The organism is Erwinia sp. 1181_3, assembly GCF_052824965.1.
In genome coordinates this window covers 103,073-119,795 of sequence record NZ_VTDE01000013.1, presented here as the reverse complement: position 1 = coordinate 119,795, position 16,723 = coordinate 103,073, and the positions used below count along the sequence as shown (strand labels likewise).

General features: G+C 53.6%; 15 protein-coding genes, 1 tRNA gene and 1 pseudogene. 13 read left to right on the top strand and 4 right to left on the bottom strand.

The window, feature by feature from the left end:
- On the top strand, positions 1–832 hold an 832-nt coding region (locus FY046_RS21415), incomplete at its 5' end, for a VENN motif pre-toxin domain-containing protein (protein WP_446186466.1).
- Between the two features lie 559 nt (positions 833–1,391).
- Positions 1,392–1,664, top strand: coding sequence for a hypothetical protein (locus FY046_RS21410; RefSeq protein WP_446186465.1), 273 nt, complete (start codon positions 1,392–1,394; stop codon positions 1,662–1,664).
- 260 nt (positions 1,665–1,924) lie between these two features.
- On the opposite strand, the pseudogene FY046_RS21405 reads toward FY046_RS21410, so the two are convergent.
- Both FY046_RS21405 and FY046_RS21400 read right to left on the bottom strand, forming a co-directional pair.
- A pseudogene (locus tag FY046_RS21405) lies at positions 1,925–2,200 on the bottom strand (DNA-binding protein); the annotation flags it as partial.
- Positions 2,201–2,501: 301 nt separating this feature from the next.
- A tRNA-Sec gene (locus FY046_RS21400) sits at positions 2,502–2,596 on the bottom strand.
- Between the two features lie 171 nt (positions 2,597–2,767).
- Between FY046_RS21400 and FY046_RS21395 the strand changes: the two genes are divergently transcribed.
- The 3 genes from FY046_RS21395 (at position 2,768) to FY046_RS21385 (ending at position 4,881) form a co-directional block, all read left to right on the top strand.
- On the top strand, positions 2,768–3,310 hold the full coding sequence (locus FY046_RS21395) for an isochorismatase family protein (protein ID WP_159338253.1): 543 nt from the start codon (positions 2,768–2,770) through the stop codon (positions 3,308–3,310).
- Between the two features lies 1 nt (position 3,311).
- Entirely contained in the window at positions 3,312–4,232 is a 921-nt protein-coding gene (locus tag FY046_RS21390; RefSeq protein WP_167863219.1) for a GlxA family transcriptional regulator, read from the top strand.
- A gap of 211 nt (positions 4,233–4,443) precedes the next feature.
- A complete protein-coding gene (locus FY046_RS21385; RefSeq protein ID WP_133844711.1) occupies positions 4,444–4,881 on the top strand; it encodes a SemiSWEET family sugar transporter in 438 nt (145 codons plus the stop codon).
- Here the strand turns inward: FY046_RS21385 and FY046_RS21380 are convergent.
- Complete coding sequence (locus FY046_RS21380; RefSeq protein ID WP_446186464.1) at positions 4,874–5,869, bottom strand: acyltransferase; 996 nt, start codon at positions 5,867–5,869, stop codon at positions 4,874–4,876. The two genes, FY046_RS21385 and FY046_RS21380, sit on opposite strands and share 8 nt — an antisense overlap.
- 228 nt (positions 5,870–6,097) lie before the next feature.
- Between FY046_RS21380 and glyQ the strand changes: the two genes are divergently transcribed.
- From glyQ to FY046_RS21365, 3 genes are all read left to right on the top strand, one after another.
- Positions 6,098–7,009, top strand: coding sequence for a glycine--tRNA ligase subunit alpha (gene glyQ / locus FY046_RS21375; protein WP_012443081.1), 912 nt, complete (start codon positions 6,098–6,100; stop codon positions 7,007–7,009).
- Positions 7,010–7,018: 9 nt separating this feature from the next.
- Entirely contained in the window at positions 7,019–9,088 is a 2,070-nt protein-coding gene (glyS, locus tag FY046_RS21370) for a glycine--tRNA ligase subunit beta (protein ID WP_133844715.1), read from the top strand.
- A gap of 218 nt (positions 9,089–9,306) precedes the next feature.
- Positions 9,307–10,353 carry an NAD(P)-dependent alcohol dehydrogenase gene (locus FY046_RS21365; RefSeq protein WP_159338257.1) on the top strand — a complete coding sequence of 349 codons (1,047 nt, stop codon included), beginning with the start codon at positions 9,307–9,309 and terminating at the stop codon, positions 10,351–10,353.
- A gap of 46 nt (positions 10,354–10,399) precedes the next feature.
- Here FY046_RS21365 and FY046_RS21360 read toward each other — a convergent pair whose 3' ends face one another.
- Positions 10,400–10,693, bottom strand: a complete 294-nt coding sequence (locus FY046_RS21360) for an HTH-type transcriptional regulator (RefSeq protein ID WP_167863220.1) — start codon at positions 10,691–10,693, stop codon at positions 10,400–10,402.
- A 332-nt stretch (positions 10,694–11,025) separates the two neighbouring features.
- Between FY046_RS21360 and FY046_RS21355 the strand changes: the two genes are divergently transcribed.
- From FY046_RS21355 to FY046_RS21335, 5 genes are all read left to right on the top strand, one after another.
- Positions 11,026–11,742, top strand: coding sequence for a DUF3053 domain-containing protein (locus FY046_RS21355; protein ID WP_133844721.1), 717 nt, complete (start codon positions 11,026–11,028; stop codon positions 11,740–11,742).
- A 459-nt stretch (positions 11,743–12,201) separates the two neighbouring features.
- Positions 12,202–14,133, top strand: a complete 1,932-nt coding sequence (locus FY046_RS21350; RefSeq protein ID WP_159338258.1) for a PTS mannitol transporter subunit IICBA — start codon at positions 12,202–12,204, stop codon at positions 14,131–14,133.
- 99 nt (positions 14,134–14,232) lie between these two features.
- Entirely contained in the window at positions 14,233–15,381 is a 1,149-nt protein-coding gene (gene mtlD / locus FY046_RS21345; RefSeq protein ID WP_171149531.1) for a mannitol-1-phosphate 5-dehydrogenase, read from the top strand.
- A gap of 65 nt (positions 15,382–15,446) precedes the next feature.
- Positions 15,447–16,007: a mannitol operon repressor MtlR gene (mtlR, locus tag FY046_RS21340; protein WP_133844934.1), complete on the top strand. Its 561-nt coding sequence runs from the start codon at positions 15,447–15,449 to the stop codon at positions 16,005–16,007.
- A gap of 73 nt (positions 16,008–16,080) precedes the next feature.
- Complete coding sequence (locus tag FY046_RS21335) at positions 16,081–16,443, top strand: YibL family ribosome-associated protein (RefSeq protein ID WP_133844727.1); 363 nt, start codon at positions 16,081–16,083, stop codon at positions 16,441–16,443.
- The last annotated feature ends 280 nt before the right edge of the window (positions 16,444–16,723 follow it).

Genomic DNA, 16,723 nt, shown 5'->3' with positions numbered 1-16,723 from the left:
CGCGGGGATACTGAAGGACCAGCTGTACGGTGATACCCCGGCTGCTGACCTGACCGAAACGCAGAAACAGACCCTGAGCGCTCTGGCAACCCTGTCATCCGGGCTGGCTGGTGGCCTGATCGGAGACAGTACCGAAAGTGCGGTTTATGCGGCGCAGGCAGGGAAGACGACGGCGGAGAATAACGACATGAGCCTGCCGGGCGGTCTGATGAGCTACGGTCAGGCGGTTGCCTCATGGGATCAGTATGCCCAGGATAACAATCTGACGCTGGAGCAGAAACAGGCCGGGCTGGATAAGCTGGCACAGGGTGATTTACCTGCTGGACAGAACCCAGCTACCGGGTTATTAACGGCGTGGGGTGCAGGTGCAACCACGATTGTGGTACCTGTTCTGTTGCCAGCTACAGCAACGGTGGGAAGTGTTATCGGTGCGGGCTCAATCGGTGGATCGGCTAACGTGTTTAATCAACTGAACAGCGGGGAGGCATTCAGTGCTACTGATGCGCTTATAGCCACTGGTATCAGTGGATTAACCCAAGGTAAAGGGCTCTGGTTAACTGAAACTGCAAGCATTACCGGTGCATATGTAGGTGCTAAGTTACAGGGGAAAGATGCTACAGCCCCGATGATCGGTGCAGGCTTGGGAACCCTTGGCGGTGCCACTATAGGAAAAGGTGTGGAGCGACTGCAAACTACAATACCTCAGTTTGCTATACCTAAACTCACAGGAGCTGTAGCTGAATCTGCTGGTTCTGAATACCTTGGAAGTTCCGCACAGAATCTGACCGAAAAAGTTCAGCAGAAATTGGAGAAAAAAAATGATGCAAAATAAGAAAATTAAACTCTTAATAGTATTGGTCACTTCATGGACAGCTGGCCTTTTCATTACTCTTGTAGGTGGTCGGTTGCTTATATCTCTAGCATCCTATTTTTTAGTGGGTGATTTTGATTTTGATCGAAATGACCTAATCAGAGGAACTGAAATATCAGTTGGATGCGGAATTATTATCGGTGTAGGGCAGTGCCTTATGTCGAAAGAGAAGCCACCTCCCCCCTAAGCCCCGTAATAAAATAGTAATCCCAACCTCTACGGTTGGGATTTTACCTGATAACCAGTCAGTTACACCTTAATCGCCCGCTTCGGCGGCCCACAATTACCAGGATAAACTCGGCAATCTACCGCTGCTTACGGGCGTACAGCTTACCGCACACCTGGCATAGCGCCCTCATCATCCCAGGCCCCCCTAAGGAAAGTTTAACCGTACAACAACCTGAGCATCACCAGCGGGCACGCAGAGGTTCTGGTTTTGTAAGTGATTTTATTGGTTCTGTTGGGGGAGAGTTTATTGGTAATCAAGTGAAAGATAAAATTAATGAAAAGGATACTAATAATGCTAGTAAATAAAAAAAGGCATAAGATAACTTTAACACTTTTATTTTTAAGTATTTTTTATCTTACTTTTTGTTGTTTTATTTTCTTTTTTATAGCTAATGCTGCTATTGATTTAATTTTTGATGGCAAGGTAATTTTAACCAGAAAAGTAATCATCGATATTATAGTTGTAAGCGTTATTGCAGGGGTTGCAGGAGGTTCGCGTTCATGGCTTTTCGCCAAACTGGATGAACGCAAAGCCCGTAAAAAGCCGCAAGCAGATTCTCATTAACCCTGAAAATCCCAGCCGTTTGGCTGGGATTTTGTCTGCTGTTCAGATATTAATATCCAGTTCAATCACCATGCGCCCATGCTTCACGGTGATAATCGCCAGCTTACCGGTATCAAACACAAACGTCTCCATCCAGCGGCCCTTTATGGCCAACACCCTGCTGGCGGGCGTCAATAAAGACGGCCACGACAGCGGCACCCTGCTCAGCCGCGACGCGGAGAACGCCAACGGCAGCATCAGCCAGATATTCGACAAAGAGAGTGAAGCGTATTGCGGCTTACCTGACGAGCGCCTTCTTTTTGAACTTGTAAGTAAGACTTACAGGTTGCGTTTTGTTCAAGTTCGCCTTCTTCGTAAATGGCCTTGATATGCTGCGTAATGGCTTGAGGTGTAACCTGATAGAGATCGGCGATAGCTGCTTGCGAAAGCCACAGCGTCTCTTGTTCAAATCGACATTCGACGCGCACACTCCCATCACTGCTGGCAAACATGACAAACTCGCCTGCCGGGGACTTAATAATGTGTTCCTTTGTCATGTTGCCTCCGCTTGGTCTGATTTAGCGCGTTTGAGTTGTTTAGTATGCCAGAGATCGGGGCGGGATCTCTTTACTCAAAAAATCGACTGTTACTGATAAATCCTGCTTTCAGCTTTCACCATGTTCTGGAAAGTCAGTAGTATCCATTAGAGATAAGCCATGAACTCAGCCCGGCGAGATAGTGTCTTGGTACGTGCGGTAGCATGATATTTACTGGTTGACTTGCAAAGACACCAACAATGTAAATAACCAGCAATGAAGGGGGATTTATTGAATTCAGGAGAGTATGAGAGGCAATGTTTGGCGGAAGATCACAGGAGTCGAACCTGCCCGGGACCGCTCGCGGCCCCAACTGGATTTGAAGTCCAGCCGCCTCACCGGAGACGACGATCTTCCCTTACTGCAGAGGCGCTGAGTATAGCATCGCCAATGACCACAAATAAACTCCGGTTTTTAGCATTGTTTCACTGATGTCCGCCACCGACAGTAAGCTGTCCGTTTTTGGTCTTCTTTCCTTGCCTAATCCCGTCCATCATAGCATTAATCCCATTCAGCAGGAGTCCAGAAATGACCGATACCGTACTGTTAGTGATTGATGCGCAGCAATCCTTCTATGAGCGTGGCTACAATGAAGCCCCGGAAACCCCGGCATTCGAAAAAGCGTTAAGCACGCTGGTCGCGGGCTGCCAGGCGAAGGGCATTCCGGTAGTAGATGTATTCCATGTGGAAAGTGAAGGTGCCTTTGCGCCGGAATCCGGTCTGGTGGTGCGTCTGCCGTTCCTGGATCACGAACCGGTCGCCAGCTTCCGTAAGAAAGTGCACAACGCCCTGACGGAATCGGGCCTGCAGCAGTGGCTGGAGCAGAACGCGGTGAAGCACGTGATTATCACCGGCCTGCGCTCTGAGCAGTGCTGTGAAACCACCGCCCGCGTGGCGTCGGACTTCGGCTACCACGTGACCTATGTGACGGAAGCGACGCTGACCTTCCCAATTACCCATGATGGGATTACCCTGAGCATTGCCGATTTACGTCACCGTACCGAAAGCGTGCTGATCAATCGTTTTGCCGATATCCGTACCGTTGAGGGCCTCCTGCAGGAGCTTGCATAACATGACAACCCCGGTGTGGTTTTTAACCCTGCCCGGTGTGATGACGCTGGACCTCACCGGTCCGGCGGAAACGCTGAAGCTGGCGGGGAATGCGTTTTCACTGCGCTATATCGGCCCGGATGAGAGCGTTCTCACCTCCACAGAGATGGTTATCAGCCGCATTGAACCGCTGCCGGAGGCATTGCCCGCCGGGAGCCTGCTGGTGATCCCCGGCGTCAGTGACTCAAAAGTGTGGTTCGACACGCCGCAGGCGGTGGCAGCCCGCAACTGGCTGATGCGCATTCAGCCCGCCATTCATGCCCGCGAGGTGACCTTAGTCTGCGTCTGTTCCGGGTCACTGCTGGCGGCAAAAGCCGGGCTGATGAACGGCGTGCAGTGCACGACTCATCATGAGGTGATCGAGCGACTGAAAGTGGCTGAACCGGGAGCGATCGTGAAAGAAAACCGCATTTTCGTTGAAGATCGCGGGATCTGGACCAGCGCAGGGATTACCGCCGGGATCGATCTGTCACTGCATCTGATTAACCGCCTGTGCGGCGCGCAGACGGCGATGGATGTGGCACGTGAAATGGTGGTCTATTTCCGGCGTTCGGGGGAAGATCCGCAGTTGTCGCCCTGGCTGCGCTATCGCAACCATATCCATCCGGCGATCCACCGTGCGCAGGATCTGCTGACCCTGCAACCGGAGCAGGAGTGGCCGTTGGAGGATATTGCCGCCAAAGTGCACGTCAGCGCACGCCATCTGACGCGTCTGTTCCGCCAGCATCTGGGCATCAGCGTACGTGACTATCACGAACAGCTGCGGCTGACGATTGCCCAACAGCGTCTGCAACAGGGCGAAGGCAATGAACGCGCAGCACTGTCGGCCGGGTTCTCTTCCTCGCGCCAGCTTCGCCGTGCGCTACAGCGCTGGCAGGCGTGAAAAAGGAGGGTGATAAAACCCTGAAATAATCGTCGTCAGAAAAAAGGCCGTTCTGCTCACTCTTACCAGTGAGCACCCCACCCGATTTCAATTTGCTCAACGTTTGTGCTAGTGTTACTCGTAACATTCGCCCTTTTTCGCCCTAAAAGCTAAACCGATTTAGCTACCATAAGAGGCGATTCCGGCTTAACAAAATACGAGGCACATCATTATGAAGAACCTGTTAATTGTTGCCGCTACCGTGGCGCTGGCACTGCTGTCGATTTACTTTTTGTCGCCGTGGCCGGTCTGGCTGGGTACGCTGGCGGCCTGGGTGACGACCGGCTCGTTCTGCCTGCAGGTGCTGCATATCGTGAAAAATAAGGATACCAGCGGCCTGTCACTGGGGATGTGGGCAGCGCTGTTCTTTGGCGTTTCCTGCTGGACGTGGTACGGCCACCGGATGAACGATGTGCCAGTGATGGTCGCCAACGGCATTACCTCCCTGCTGGCGCTGACGGTGATTCTGCTCAAACTGTGGCACGAGCGCCCGCTGCCTAACCCTAACCGCCGCAGGCTGGTACGCATGCCCGGAGTGATCCTTAATCCACGCATCCGCCGTCTTCGTCCGCTGAAAAACGCCCCGGAGCAGGGGAAAAAAGTCAGCTAACCAGGTGGCGTTTATCCAGCTTCTGCAAGCCGAGTGCCAGCAGCAGGCTGCCTGCCAGGGTAATGCCGAATATCAGCGGGATATCGATCAGCGGATGGTCGGTGTTATCCAGGTCGTGGGTGCGCATAAAGTGAATAAACAGCGCATGGAAGCCGTAAATCGGCAGTGAACAGCGGGAAATCAGGGCAAAGAACGGGTTAACGTGGTCGTTAAGGGTGTTTTTAAACAGCACCAACAGGCTGACGGTGGCGAAAAATACCGCAGGGCCGCAGTAAAGATACCAGGTATCGGCAAAAGCCCCATTGATCGCGAACTGCCGTTTGGTGCCAAAGGCAATCATCAGCACACAGGCCACAAACACCCCACCCGCCAGCCAGGAGACGCCGCGTTTTTGCGTTTCCATCATCCCAATCGCCCGGCCAAACAGGGCGTACAGCAGGTAATAAATTGTATCACCGTTGATATACAGATTGATCGGCAGCCAGTGGAAGCGCGCAATAGAGCTGTCGACGGTGTTGGGGTTAGCCAGCAGCGCTATCACCAACGTCACCACGGCCAGATAACCCGCCCGCACCGGCTTCACCTGGATCAACGGTGACAGCAGATAAATAACGATAATCGCGAAGAAGAACCACAGGTGATAGAACACCGGCTTTTGCAGCAGATGCTTCACAGACATCGCTTCATTTATCGGTGTCAGCAGCGTGATGTAGATCAACGCCACCGTGCTGTAGAACAGCAGGCACAGCACGATGCGCAGGAAATGCCGCCCCTGGGCGCTGCGTTCGCCAAAGAACAGATAACCAGAAATCATAAAGAAGATCGGCACGCAGACGCGTGAAGCCGAATTAAGCAGGTTGGAGAGATCCCAGCTGTGCTCACCCACCGACATCCCGGTGGTCACATACCAGGTGGTGGTGTGGATCATAATCACCATCAGGCAGGCAACTGCGCGTAAATTCTCTATCCATCCAATCTTTTGCGACATTTCATCCTCTGTTCCCGGCAAAATCTGCATTAATGCGAGAAAGAGGGTAGCCAGGTCGCTGCGCTTCAACAACCGGAGAGGGGAAAAATAGGACCAGGATGAAGGGATTATGTGGTGGAGGCGACAAAAATTCCTGAATCCCCCCTCACGGCATTTTGGTAATAGGTACGGTCAAAGGGTATACTGACGCCCACTTTTTATCACCACTCGTATCGCGTGCGAATCCAAATGCAAAAGTTTGATACCAAGACCTTTCAGGGGCTGATCCTGACCTTACAGGATTACTGGGCACGCCAGGGCTGCACCATCATCCAACCTCTGGATATGGAAGTGGGCGCTGGTACTTCTCACCCAATGACCTGCCTGCGTGCGCTGGGTCCGGAGCCGACGGCCGTTGCCTATGTGCAGCCTTCACGTCGCCCGACCGATGGCCGCTACGGTGAGAACCCGAACCGACTTCAGCACTATTACCAGTTCCAGGTGATCATCAAACCTTCACCCGACAATATTCAGGAGCTGTACCTCGGCTCCCTGAAAGAGCTGGGCATGGACCCAACCATCCACGACATCCGCTTTGTGGAAGATAACTGGGAAAACCCAACGCTGGGTGCCTGGGGTCTGGGCTGGGAAGTGTGGCTGAACGGTATGGAAGTGACGCAGTTCACCTACTTCCAGCAGGTTGGCGGCCTGGAATGTAAACCGGTTACCGGTGAGATCACCTACGGTCTTGAGCGCCTGGCGATGTACATCCAGGGCGTGGACAGCGTTTACGATCTGGTCTGGAGCGACGGTCCGTTGGGGAAAACCACCTACGGCGATGTGTTCCACCAGAACGAAGTGGAGCAGTCCACCTATAACTTCGAATACGCTGACGTCGACTTCCTGTTTACCTGCTTCGAGCAGTACGAGAAGGAAGCGCAGAGCCTGCTGGCGTTGGAAAAACCCCTGCCGCTGCCTGCCTACGAACGTATTCTGAAAGCCGCACACAGCTTTAACCTGCTGGATGCGCGTAAAGCGATCTCCGTCACCGAGCGTCAGCGCTATATTCTGCGCATCCGCACCCTGACGAAAGCCGTGGCTGAAGCTTACTATGCCTCCCGCGAGGCACTGGGCTTCCCGATGTGCAATAACAAGAAATAAGAGGCAGCCATGACTGAAAAAACCTTCCTGGTGGAGATCGGCACCGAAGAGCTGCCACCAAAAGCACTGCGCAGCCTGGCAGAATCCTTTGCCGCCAATTTTACCGCTGAACTGGATGCCGCTGGCCTGGCCCACGGCGAAGTCAGCTGGTTTGCCGCGCCGCGCCGTCTGGCACTGAAAGTGGCGAATCTGGCCGCTGCGCAGCCCGATCGCGAAGTGGAAAAACGTGGCCCGGCCATTCAGGCCGCTTTTGATGCCAATGGCGTCCCGAGCAAAGCCGCTGAAGGCTGGGCACGTGGCTGCGGCATCACCGTTGATCAGGCCGAGCGTCTGAGCACCGATAAAGGTGAATGGCTGCTGTATCGCGCTCAGGTCACTGGCGAAAGTGCCCAGGCCCTGCTGCCCGCGATGATCGCCACCTCCCTGGCGAAGCTGCCGATCCCGAAACTGATGCGCTGGGGCGCGTCCGAGGTGCAGTTCGTGCGCCCGGTGCATACCGTCACGCTGCTGTTGGGTGATGAGCTGATCCCGGCAAAAATTCTGGGTATCGACTCTGCACGTATCATTCGCGGTCACCGCTTTATGGGCGAGCCTGAGTTCACCATTGATAACGCTGACCAGTATCCGCAGATCCTGCTGGAGCGCGGCAAGGTGCAGGCGGATTACGCCGTGCGTAAAGCCACCATCAAAGCCGATGCTGAAGCCGCTGCGGCAAAAATTGGCGGCATTGCCGATCTGAGCGACAGTCTGCTGGAAGAAGTCACTTCCCTGGTCGAGTGGCCGGTGGTGTTGACGGCGAAGTTTGAAGAGAAGTTCCTCGCGGTACCGGCAGAAGCGCTGGTCTACACCATGAAGGGCGATCAGAAGTACTTCCCGGTGTACGACAACGCGGGCAAGCTGCTGCCGAACTTTATCTTCGTGACCAATATCGAATCGAAAGATCCGCAGCAGATTATCTCCGGTAACGAGAAAGTGGTGCGTCCACGTCTCGCTGACGCCGAGTTCTTCTTTAACAGCGACCGTAAACGTCGCCTGGAAGATAACCTGCCGCGTCTGGAAACCGTGCTGTTCCAGAAAGAGCTGGGATCGCTGCGTGATAAAACCGACCGCATTCAGGCGCTGGCAGGCTGGATTGCTGCGCAGATCGGTGCGGATGTTAATCACGCGACCCGTGCAGGCCTGCTGTCCAAGTGCGACCTGATGACCAATATGGTGTTTGAGTTCACCGACACCCAGGGTGTGATGGGGATGCACTACGCGCGTCATGATGGCGAAGCCGAAGACGTGGCCGTGGCGCTGAACGAGCAGTATCAGCCGCGCTTTGCCGGCGATCAGCTGCCGTCCAACCCGGTTGCCTGTGCGCTGGCTATCGCTGACAAGATGGATACCCTGGCGGGTATCTTCGGTATTGGTCAGCATCCGAAAGGCGATAAAGACCCGTTTGCTCTGCGTCGTGCTGCGCTGGGCGTGCTGCGTATCATCGTTGAGAAGAACCTGCCGCTCGATCTGCAAACCCTGACAGAAGAAGCCGTGCGCCTGTATGGCAGCAAGCTGTCTAACGCTAAAGCAGTGGATGAAGTGATCGACTTTATGCTGGGTCGCTTCCGTACCTGGTACCAGGAAGAAGGCCACAGCGTCGATACCATTCAGGCGGTACTGGCACGTCGTCCAACGCGTCCGGCCGACTTCGATGCGCGTATGAAGGCAGTATCTCACTTCCGTACGCTGGAGCAGGCAGCCAGCCTGGCAGGTGCCAACAAGCGCGTCTCCAACATTCTCGCTAAAGCGACTGAACCGCTGAACGACAGCGTGCAGGCGTCACTGCTGAAAGAGAATGAAGAGATCAAGCTGGCGACCTACGTGTCGGCGCTGAGCAGCAAACTGCAGCCGTTCTTCGCGGAAGGACGCTACCAGGATGCTCTGATTGAGCTGGCACAGCTGCGTGAAGCGGTGGACAACTTCTTTGACAAGGTGATGGTCAATGCCGAAGAGAAAGAAGTGCGTATCAACCGTCTGACGCTGCTGGCGAAACTGCGCGAGCTGTTCCTGCAGGTAGCGGATATCTCTCTGCTGCAGTAATGTGATGCTGTTAAGGGCGGACCGAAACAGGTGTCCGCCCCTACGGGATCCAGGTTGCTCCGAACCGTAGGGGCGACCATTTTTTCCGGTCGCCCCGTGCCGATAGTTTGCACCCGCCGTATTTTTCGCTCGTCGACATCCCGCTTTACAATTCCGCCTTGCCCTCCTCCCCCCATTTCCTTACCCTGTGCGGTTTTCGCCAACCAGGTTGAGACATCATGCAATCCTATGGATTCGCTGCCAAAGCAGCAAACACCCCGCTGGAACCCTTCGAATTTACCCGCCGAGAACTCCAGGCTAACGATATCCACATCGATATCCACTACTGTGGTGTCTGCCATTCCGACCTGCATATGGCGCGTAACGAATGGGGCGTCAGCCAGTTCCCGCTGGTGCCAGGCCACGAAATCGTTGGCCGCGTGGTCAGCACCGGCAGCGCGGTCAGCGCGTTTAAAGCCGGGGATCTGGTCGGCGTTGGCGTGATGGTCGACTCCTGCGGCCACTGCGCCCAGTGCCACGAGGGTGAAGAGCAGTACTGCGAAGAAGGCTTCACCGCGACCTACAACAGCGACGAGAAAGTGATCGGCGGCAAAACCTTTGGGGGTTACTCCGACAGCATCGTGGTCGACAGCAAGTTTGTGGTGGCCGTGCCGGAAAATCTGGAACTCAGCGCCGTGGCCCCCCTGCTGTGCGCGGGCGTCACCACCTGGTCACCGCTCAAGCACTGGAACATTCAGGCAGGCCAGCGCGTCGGCGTCATTGGCCTGGGTGGCCTCGGCCATATGGCGGTGAAACTGGCTGCTGCGCTGGGCGCGGAAGTGGTTCTGTTTACCACCTCCCCTGCCAAAGGGGCCGATGCACTGCGCCTCGGCGCCAGCCAGGTTGTGGTTTCGAAAGATGCGGAGCAAATGGCCGGGGTGAAAAACAGCCTGGATATGATCCTGGACTGCGTTGCCGCCCCGCACGATCTTGACCCGTACCTCAGCGCGCTGAAAACCAATGGTCATCTGGTGCTGGTCGGTATTCCTGACTCACCGCACACGTCGCCGGACGTTACGCCTATCGTTTTCAAACGCCTGAGCATTTCCGGGACCTCTATCGGCAGCATCAAAGAGACGCAGGAGATGCTGGATTTCTGTGGTCAGCACAATATCGTGTCCGATGTGGAAGTGATTCGTCTCGATGAGGTTGAGCAGGCATTTGAACGGATGCTGAAAGGGGATGTGAAGTACCGCTTTGTGATTGATATGAAAGCCGGAAAATAGTCATTACCCTAAAAACAAGAACCCGCCTGATGGCGGGTTTTTTCGGTCAGTCCAGCAGCTGTCTGCTGAGACATGGATTCGAGTGTATCAACTGCATTAATTTTTGCGCACTGCCTGAGGGTTTGGTTTTTTTGGCTTCCCAGTTTTTCACTGAAGAAACACTGACACCTAACGCCTGAGCAAATTCATCAATCTGCATGCCGGTAATTTCCCGAACTCGCTTTGGCTCGGGCTGCGCCACATCACTCTTCAGGGCCGGAATGACATGCATCATAGGGCGGGTCATAACAATCTGCTCCAGACTGGAAAGCAGTTCGGACATGGGATCTTTAGTCTCCATAAGCACTCCTCGAAAACTCACTAAACGTGAACAACCAGAGGGAAAGAACCTTAAATCCAGGTTCTCAATGCTGGCATACATCAGCCACTGGGACGCTTTTTGGGGCAGCACAGGGAAACGCCAGGATCATAAGTATGAGATCATTTTGCGAGATCGGGATCATATTTTTTGTTTATTTTTCGATCTTGCTTTGCAACCTGCCTCACAAATGCCACGCAAAAATAAGTTACACAGACATCGCTATCCATCAAAAGTGATTTCGACTATTCTTTACCCAACATTTGTAGTTTGAATAAAACCGATAAGTATTTGTTAACAGGAGTTAATTTCTTATGATGACAGGATCATCACGCATCTTGACGCGTCTGCTGGTGCCCGTTATGGCGCTGTTTATGGTGTTACAACTCACTGGCTGTGGCGATAACGAAGCCGATCAACGTAAAGCGTTTATCGATTTCCTGCAAAACACCGTTATGCGCAGCGGCGAACATCTGCCCAGCCTGAGTGAAGATCAGAAGCAGAAATTTGGTCCCTTCGTCAGCGATTACGCGATTCTTTATGGTTTTTCTCAGCAGGTAAATCGTGCCGTGGATTCCGGGCTGAAACCGGTGGTTGATGAGCTTTCAGCCATCCACACTCCGCAGGATTACCTGACACGCCGTGATGCCCTGCGCCAGGTGAGCGGTTCTCTTGGGGTACTGACCCAGCAGATTCAGTCCGCGAAAATGCAGGCCGACAGCAGCAAGGCGGCACTGAAACAGCCGGAAGATTTAAAAACCGTGTACGACAATGTGTTTAACAAAGTGGTCACTCAACCTGCTGCAACACTGGCACCGCTGCTGCCCGCGTTACAAACCCTGAGCCAGGATGCGGTACAGACCGGTGACTTCCTGCAACAGCAGGGCGCAAACGTCAGTTTTAACGGTTCTGCGATCCAGTTCCCGACCCAGCCTCAGGCCACGCAGTACAATACGCTGATGAGCAATCTGAGCACCAATGCCCAGGCGTTGACCCAGGCGCAAGCCGCGCTGAAGGGCAATTTCCAGTAAATTCTGCATCAGAGCTGACAATCGTCAGCTCTGATGTTCCTTCCCCTCTCACCTGTCACTTTCTTACATAAGACTCATCTCATGTTTCGACGGGCAGAAGAAGTGTGATCGCACGCATTCAGCCCTCAAATAATTTGTGATCAACATCACAAATCAAAAACAAACAAACAACATACATTTGTGATACACATCACATCACGCGGTTGTTATTGTTTAAATATTCGCCACCGTCCTTTTCATACACTCCTTAAATGTGATCGTTATCACTAAAACAACCCATGCACCCCACCTAACATAGTGATCTACATCACACTTATCCCGACAGCTACGCAGCGTCATATTCGCGTGATAGAGTCCGCCTGCATACAGTGATACTGACGGCTTCCCACTGTCGGGTCTAAAACAAAAATTCAACGCGCTCTCTTATTTGGCGGCGCGTACCAATAAGGGGTGTTTTTTATGTCCTCATCAGATATCAAGATCAAGGTTCAGAACTTTGGTCGCTTTCTGAGCAACATGGTAATGCCAAACATCGGGGCGTTTATCGCCTGGGGTATTATCACCGCACTGTTTATTCCTACCGGATGGCTGCCAAACGAAACACTGGCGAAACTGGTTGGCCCAATGATTACCTACCTGTTGCCACTGCTGATCGGCTTTACAGGGGGTCGTCTGGTCGGCGGCGATCGCGGCGGTGTGGTAGGTGCTATTACCACCATGGGCGTGATTGTGGGTGCGGACATGCCAATGTTCCTCGGTTCAATGATTGCAGGTCCTCTGGGCGGCTGGGCGATTAAAACCTTCGACCGCCAGGTTGACGGTAAAATCAAAAGCGGCTTTGAAATGCTGGTGAACAACTTCTCTGCCGGTATCATCGGCATGCTGTTGGCTATCCTCGCATTCCTGGCAATTGGTCCACTGGTAGAAGGTCTGTCCCATATTCTCGCCGCAGGCGTGAATCTGATGGTGCAGAACAACCTGCTGCCACTGACCTCGATCTTCGTGGAACCGGCAAAAATTCTGTTCCTGAATAACGCCATTAACCACGGTATCTTCTCGCCACTGGGTATCCAGCAGGCCAGCGAAGCCGGTAAGTCGATCTTCTTCCTGATCGAAGCGAACCCGGGCCCAGGTATGGGCGTACTGATGGCCTATATGTTCTTTGGCCGTGGTAATGCCAAGCAGTCTGCCGGTGGCGCTGCCATTATCCACTTCCTCGGTGGTATCCACGAAATCTACTTCCCGTATGTGCTGATGAACCCACGCCTGATTCTGGCGGTGATCCTCGGGGGTATGACCGGTGTATTCACCCTGACTCTGCTGAACGGCGGCCTGGTGTCTCCGGCTTCACCGGGTTCCATCCTGGCGGTGCTGGCAATGACGCCAAAAGGGGCTTACTTCGCGAACATCGCCGCGATCTTTGCCGCCTTTGCTGTCTCCTTCGTGGTTTCTGCCATTCTGCTGAAAACCAGCAAAGTGAAAGAAGATGACGACATCGAAGCCGCATCACGTCGCGTACAGGAAATGAAAGCCCAGTCTAAAGGCCAGTCAACTGCCCCTGCTGGCGGTGCTGATGGCCTGCATAGCGATCTGAGCCACGTCCGTAAAATCATCGTTGCATGCGATGCGGGTATGGGTTCCAGCGCCATGGGTGCCGGTGTGCTGCGTAAGAAAGTGAACGATGCAGGGCTGACCAACATCTCCGTGACCAACACCGCGATTAACAGTCTGCCGGGCGATGTCGACCTGGTGATTACTCACCGCGATCTGACCGAACGAGCGATGCGCCAGGCGCCTCATGCCCAGCACATCTCGCTGACCAACTTCCTCGACAGCGGCCTGTATAACGACCTGACAGCACGCCTGGTGGAAGCCGGGCGCAGCGCGGGTCACCGTGAGAAAGTGAGCACCACGCTGAGCGACAGCTTTGACGAAGGCCAGGATCACCTGTTCAAACTGAGCGCCAGCAATGTGTTCCTGGGTAACCATGCGGACAATAAAGAGCAGGCCATTCGCTTTGCCGGTGAGCAGTTGGTGAAAGGCGGCTACGTTGAGCCGGAATACGTTGCCGCAATGCTGGAACGTGAAAAGCTGACACCGACTTACCTCGGTGAATCCATCGCCGTGCCGCACGGCACCGTGGAAGCAAAAGACCGTGTGCTGAAAACTGGCGTGGTCTTCTGTCAGTACCCGGCAGGGGTTCACTTCGGCGAAGAGCCGGATGATATCGCGCGTCTGGTGATTGGTATCGCAGCACGTAATAACGAGCACATTCAGGTTATTACCAGCCTGACTAATGCGCTGGATGATGACAGCGTGATCGCCCGTCTGGCGACCACGACCAGTGTGCAGGAAGTTCTCGACCTCCTGTCCGGTAAAACCAGCGCGTAAGCGGGTTTCATCATCACACCTCTGTGTAGGGCTGGGCATGCCCGGCCCTTTTTTGGTTTGGGCATGTCCAACCTTTACATCTTTGATACGGGAATAATTATGAAAGCATTACATTTTGGCGCCGGAAATATCGGCCGTGGCTTTATCGGTAAACTGCTGGCTGATGCTGGCATTCAGCTCACTTTCGCAGACGTTAATCAGGTGGTGCTGGATGCCCTGAACGCGCGCGGCGAGTACCCGGTGCATGTGGTGGGTGAGCAGGCGCAGGTTGAGATTGTTAAAGGTGTGAACGCCGTTAACAGTACCAGCGATGATATTATTGCGCTGGTAGCAGAGGTTGATATCGTTACCACGGCGGTTGGTCCACAGATCCTTGAGCGCATTGCCGCCAGCATTGCCAAAGGGTTGGCCAAACGCAGTGATAGCGCTAATACCCGTCCGCTGAACATTATTGCCTGCGAGAATATGGTGCGCGGCACCACACAGTTGAAAGGCCACGTGCTGAAAGCACTGCCTGAGCAGTATCACGCCTGGGTCGAAGCACATGTAGGCTTCGTCGACTCTGCCGTTGACCGCATTGTGCCGCCTTCTGAAGCCGGCAGCAGCGATCCGCTGGAAGTGACGGTAGAAACCTTCAGCGAGTGGATCGTCGACCAGACGCAGTTCAAAGGCGACCTGCCTGCCATCCCCGGCATGGAGTTGACCGATAATCTGATGGCATTCGTCGAGCGCAAGCTGTTCACCCTCAATACCGGCCACGCCATTACCGCCTATCTTGGGCAGCTGGCAGGTCATCAAACCATTCGCGAAGCCATTCTCGATGAAAAAGTGCGTGCTGTCGTGCAGGGCGCAATGGAAGAGAGCGGCGCAGTGCTGATTAAACGTTATGATTTTGACGCGGTAAAACACGCGGCCTACATCCAGAAAATCCTTGGCCGTTTTGAAAACCCGTATCTGAAAGATGACGTTGAGCGTGTGGGCCGCCAGCCGCTGCGTAAATTGAGCGCAGGCGATCGCCTGATCAAACCAACACTGGGCACACTGGAGTACCAGCTACCGCATGACAACCTGGTCACCGGGATTGCCGCCGCACTGCATTACCGCAGCGAGCAAGATCCACAGGCGCAGGAACTGGCTGCCCTGCTGGCAAGCCAGGATGTCGCGACGACGCTGGCACAAATTTCCGGTCTGGATATCGACAGCGATGTGGTCAAGGCGGTAGTGAAGGCCTGGAACGCTATGGCATAATGTCGGCGCAAGCGCTCCTCACGGACGAACAATCAGGGCACAGCACTGCTGCTGTGCCCGCGCAGATGTTATTAGGCCATATGAATGATATGCAGGCACTCATGGAACAACCTCAGGCTTTTGAAAACCGGGTGCTCGAACGCCTTAATGCCGGACGATCGGTAAGAAGCTTTCTTATCGCCACTGTTGAACTGCTGGCAGAAGCGGTGAACATACTGGTGATACAGGTGTTCCGTAAGGATGATTATGCCGTCAAATACGCTGTGGAACCGCTGCTACTGGGCGATGGCCCGCTGGGTGAACTGTCGGTACGCCTGAAGCTGATCTACGGCCTTGGCATGATTAACCGTAGCGAGTACGAAGACTGCGAACTGCTTATGGCATTGCGCGAAGAGTTGAATTATGACGGTAGCGAATATCGTTTCACTGATGACGAAATTCTCGGGCCATTTGGCGAGCTTCACTGCGTTAGTGGCCTGCCGCCATGTCCTGATTTCGCCGGCGATGATGTGGATCTGCGTGCTATGCAGCAGCAACGCTATCAGCAGGTAGTGCGCTCCACGATGGTCCTGTCACTGACCACGCTGATTTCACAAATCAGTCTCAAGCAAGCTTTCAAAAAGTAATCCGCCCTTTTCCCTCTTTGCTCCGCTTTCGTGTATCCTTTGCAGCAATGAATCAATTTAATGGTCAATCGTTATGAAAGAACAAGTACAGTCAGAAATCAAAGATCTCAGCGACAAGCTGGATGCGCTCAATCATAAAGAACCCGTTCTGCTGGCGTCTGGCGACAGCGAGAAACTCGGTGAATTATTGAAAGAAAAAGACAAATTAGAAGCAGAAATCGAGCGTCTGCGCGGTGTGCGTGCCGAAAACCTGAGCAAAGAAGCCCAGGCGTTGCAAAAACTACCGTTTAGCCGCCCCATCACCAAGAAAGAGCAGGCGAATATGGGGGCGCTGAAGAAAAGCGTTCGTGGCATTGTTGTGGTACATCCGACGACCGCACTGGGCCGTGAAATGGGTCTGAAAGAGATGACGGGTTTCGCAAAAACTGCCTTTTAAAAGCCGTGCCATCGATAAAAAAACAGGGTCCTGGCACCCTGTTTTTTTACGCTCCGATATTATTCCAATGATTTTCCCATCCCCGAAAAAAATATCACCCCGATATTAAATGTCGAAAAAAACCCATTAAATTACTCTTGCGATTCATAGGCTCGAATTAAAACATATAACAGAATTAAATATCGCAATAGGAATTTTCAATGAAGTTTGATACCGCTCAGATAATTTATTCAATATAATATACCGCAAGCGTACTATTAAGAATGCACGGAGAGACGTT

What these genes read in the sequence shown, in the direction of transcription:
- glyQ (WP_012443081.1), top strand. Translation starts at nt 6,098, where the DNA reads ATGCAAAAGTTTGATACCAAGACCTTTCAGGGGCTGATCCTGACCTTA.
- FY046_RS21390 (WP_167863219.1), top strand. Translation starts at nt 3,312, where the DNA reads ATGACAACCCCGGTGTGGTTTTTAACCCTGCCCGGTGTGATGACGCTG.
- mtlR (WP_133844934.1), top strand. Translation starts at nt 15,447, where the DNA reads ATGTTATTAGGCCATATGAATGATATGCAGGCACTCATGGAACAACCT.
- FY046_RS21355 (WP_133844721.1), top strand. Translation starts at nt 11,026, where the DNA reads ATGATGACAGGATCATCACGCATCTTGACGCGTCTGCTGGTGCCCGTT.
- FY046_RS21395 (WP_159338253.1), top strand. Translation starts at nt 2,768, where the DNA reads ATGACCGATACCGTACTGTTAGTGATTGATGCGCAGCAATCCTTCTAT.
- glyS (WP_133844715.1), top strand. Translation starts at nt 7,019, where the DNA reads ATGACTGAAAAAACCTTCCTGGTGGAGATCGGCACCGAAGAGCTGCCA.
- FY046_RS21410 (WP_446186465.1), top strand. Translation starts at nt 1,392, where the DNA reads ATGCTAGTAAATAAAAAAAGGCATAAGATAACTTTAACACTTTTATTT.
- mtlD (WP_171149531.1), top strand. Translation starts at nt 14,233, where the DNA reads ATGAAAGCATTACATTTTGGCGCCGGAAATATCGGCCGTGGCTTTATC.
- FY046_RS21350 (WP_159338258.1), top strand. Translation starts at nt 12,202, where the DNA reads ATGTCCTCATCAGATATCAAGATCAAGGTTCAGAACTTTGGTCGCTTT.
- FY046_RS21335 (WP_133844727.1), top strand. Translation starts at nt 16,081, where the DNA reads ATGAAAGAACAAGTACAGTCAGAAATCAAAGATCTCAGCGACAAGCTG.
- FY046_RS21360 (WP_167863220.1), bottom strand. Translation starts at nt 10,693, where the DNA reads ATGGAGACTAAAGATCCCATGTCCGAACTGCTTTCCAGTCTGGAGCAG.
- FY046_RS21385 (WP_133844711.1), top strand. Translation starts at nt 4,444, where the DNA reads ATGAAGAACCTGTTAATTGTTGCCGCTACCGTGGCGCTGGCACTGCTG.
- FY046_RS21365 (WP_159338257.1), top strand. Translation starts at nt 9,307, where the DNA reads ATGCAATCCTATGGATTCGCTGCCAAAGCAGCAAACACCCCGCTGGAA.
- FY046_RS21380 (WP_446186464.1), bottom strand. Translation starts at nt 5,869, where the DNA reads ATGTCGCAAAAGATTGGATGGATAGAGAATTTACGCGCAGTTGCCTGC.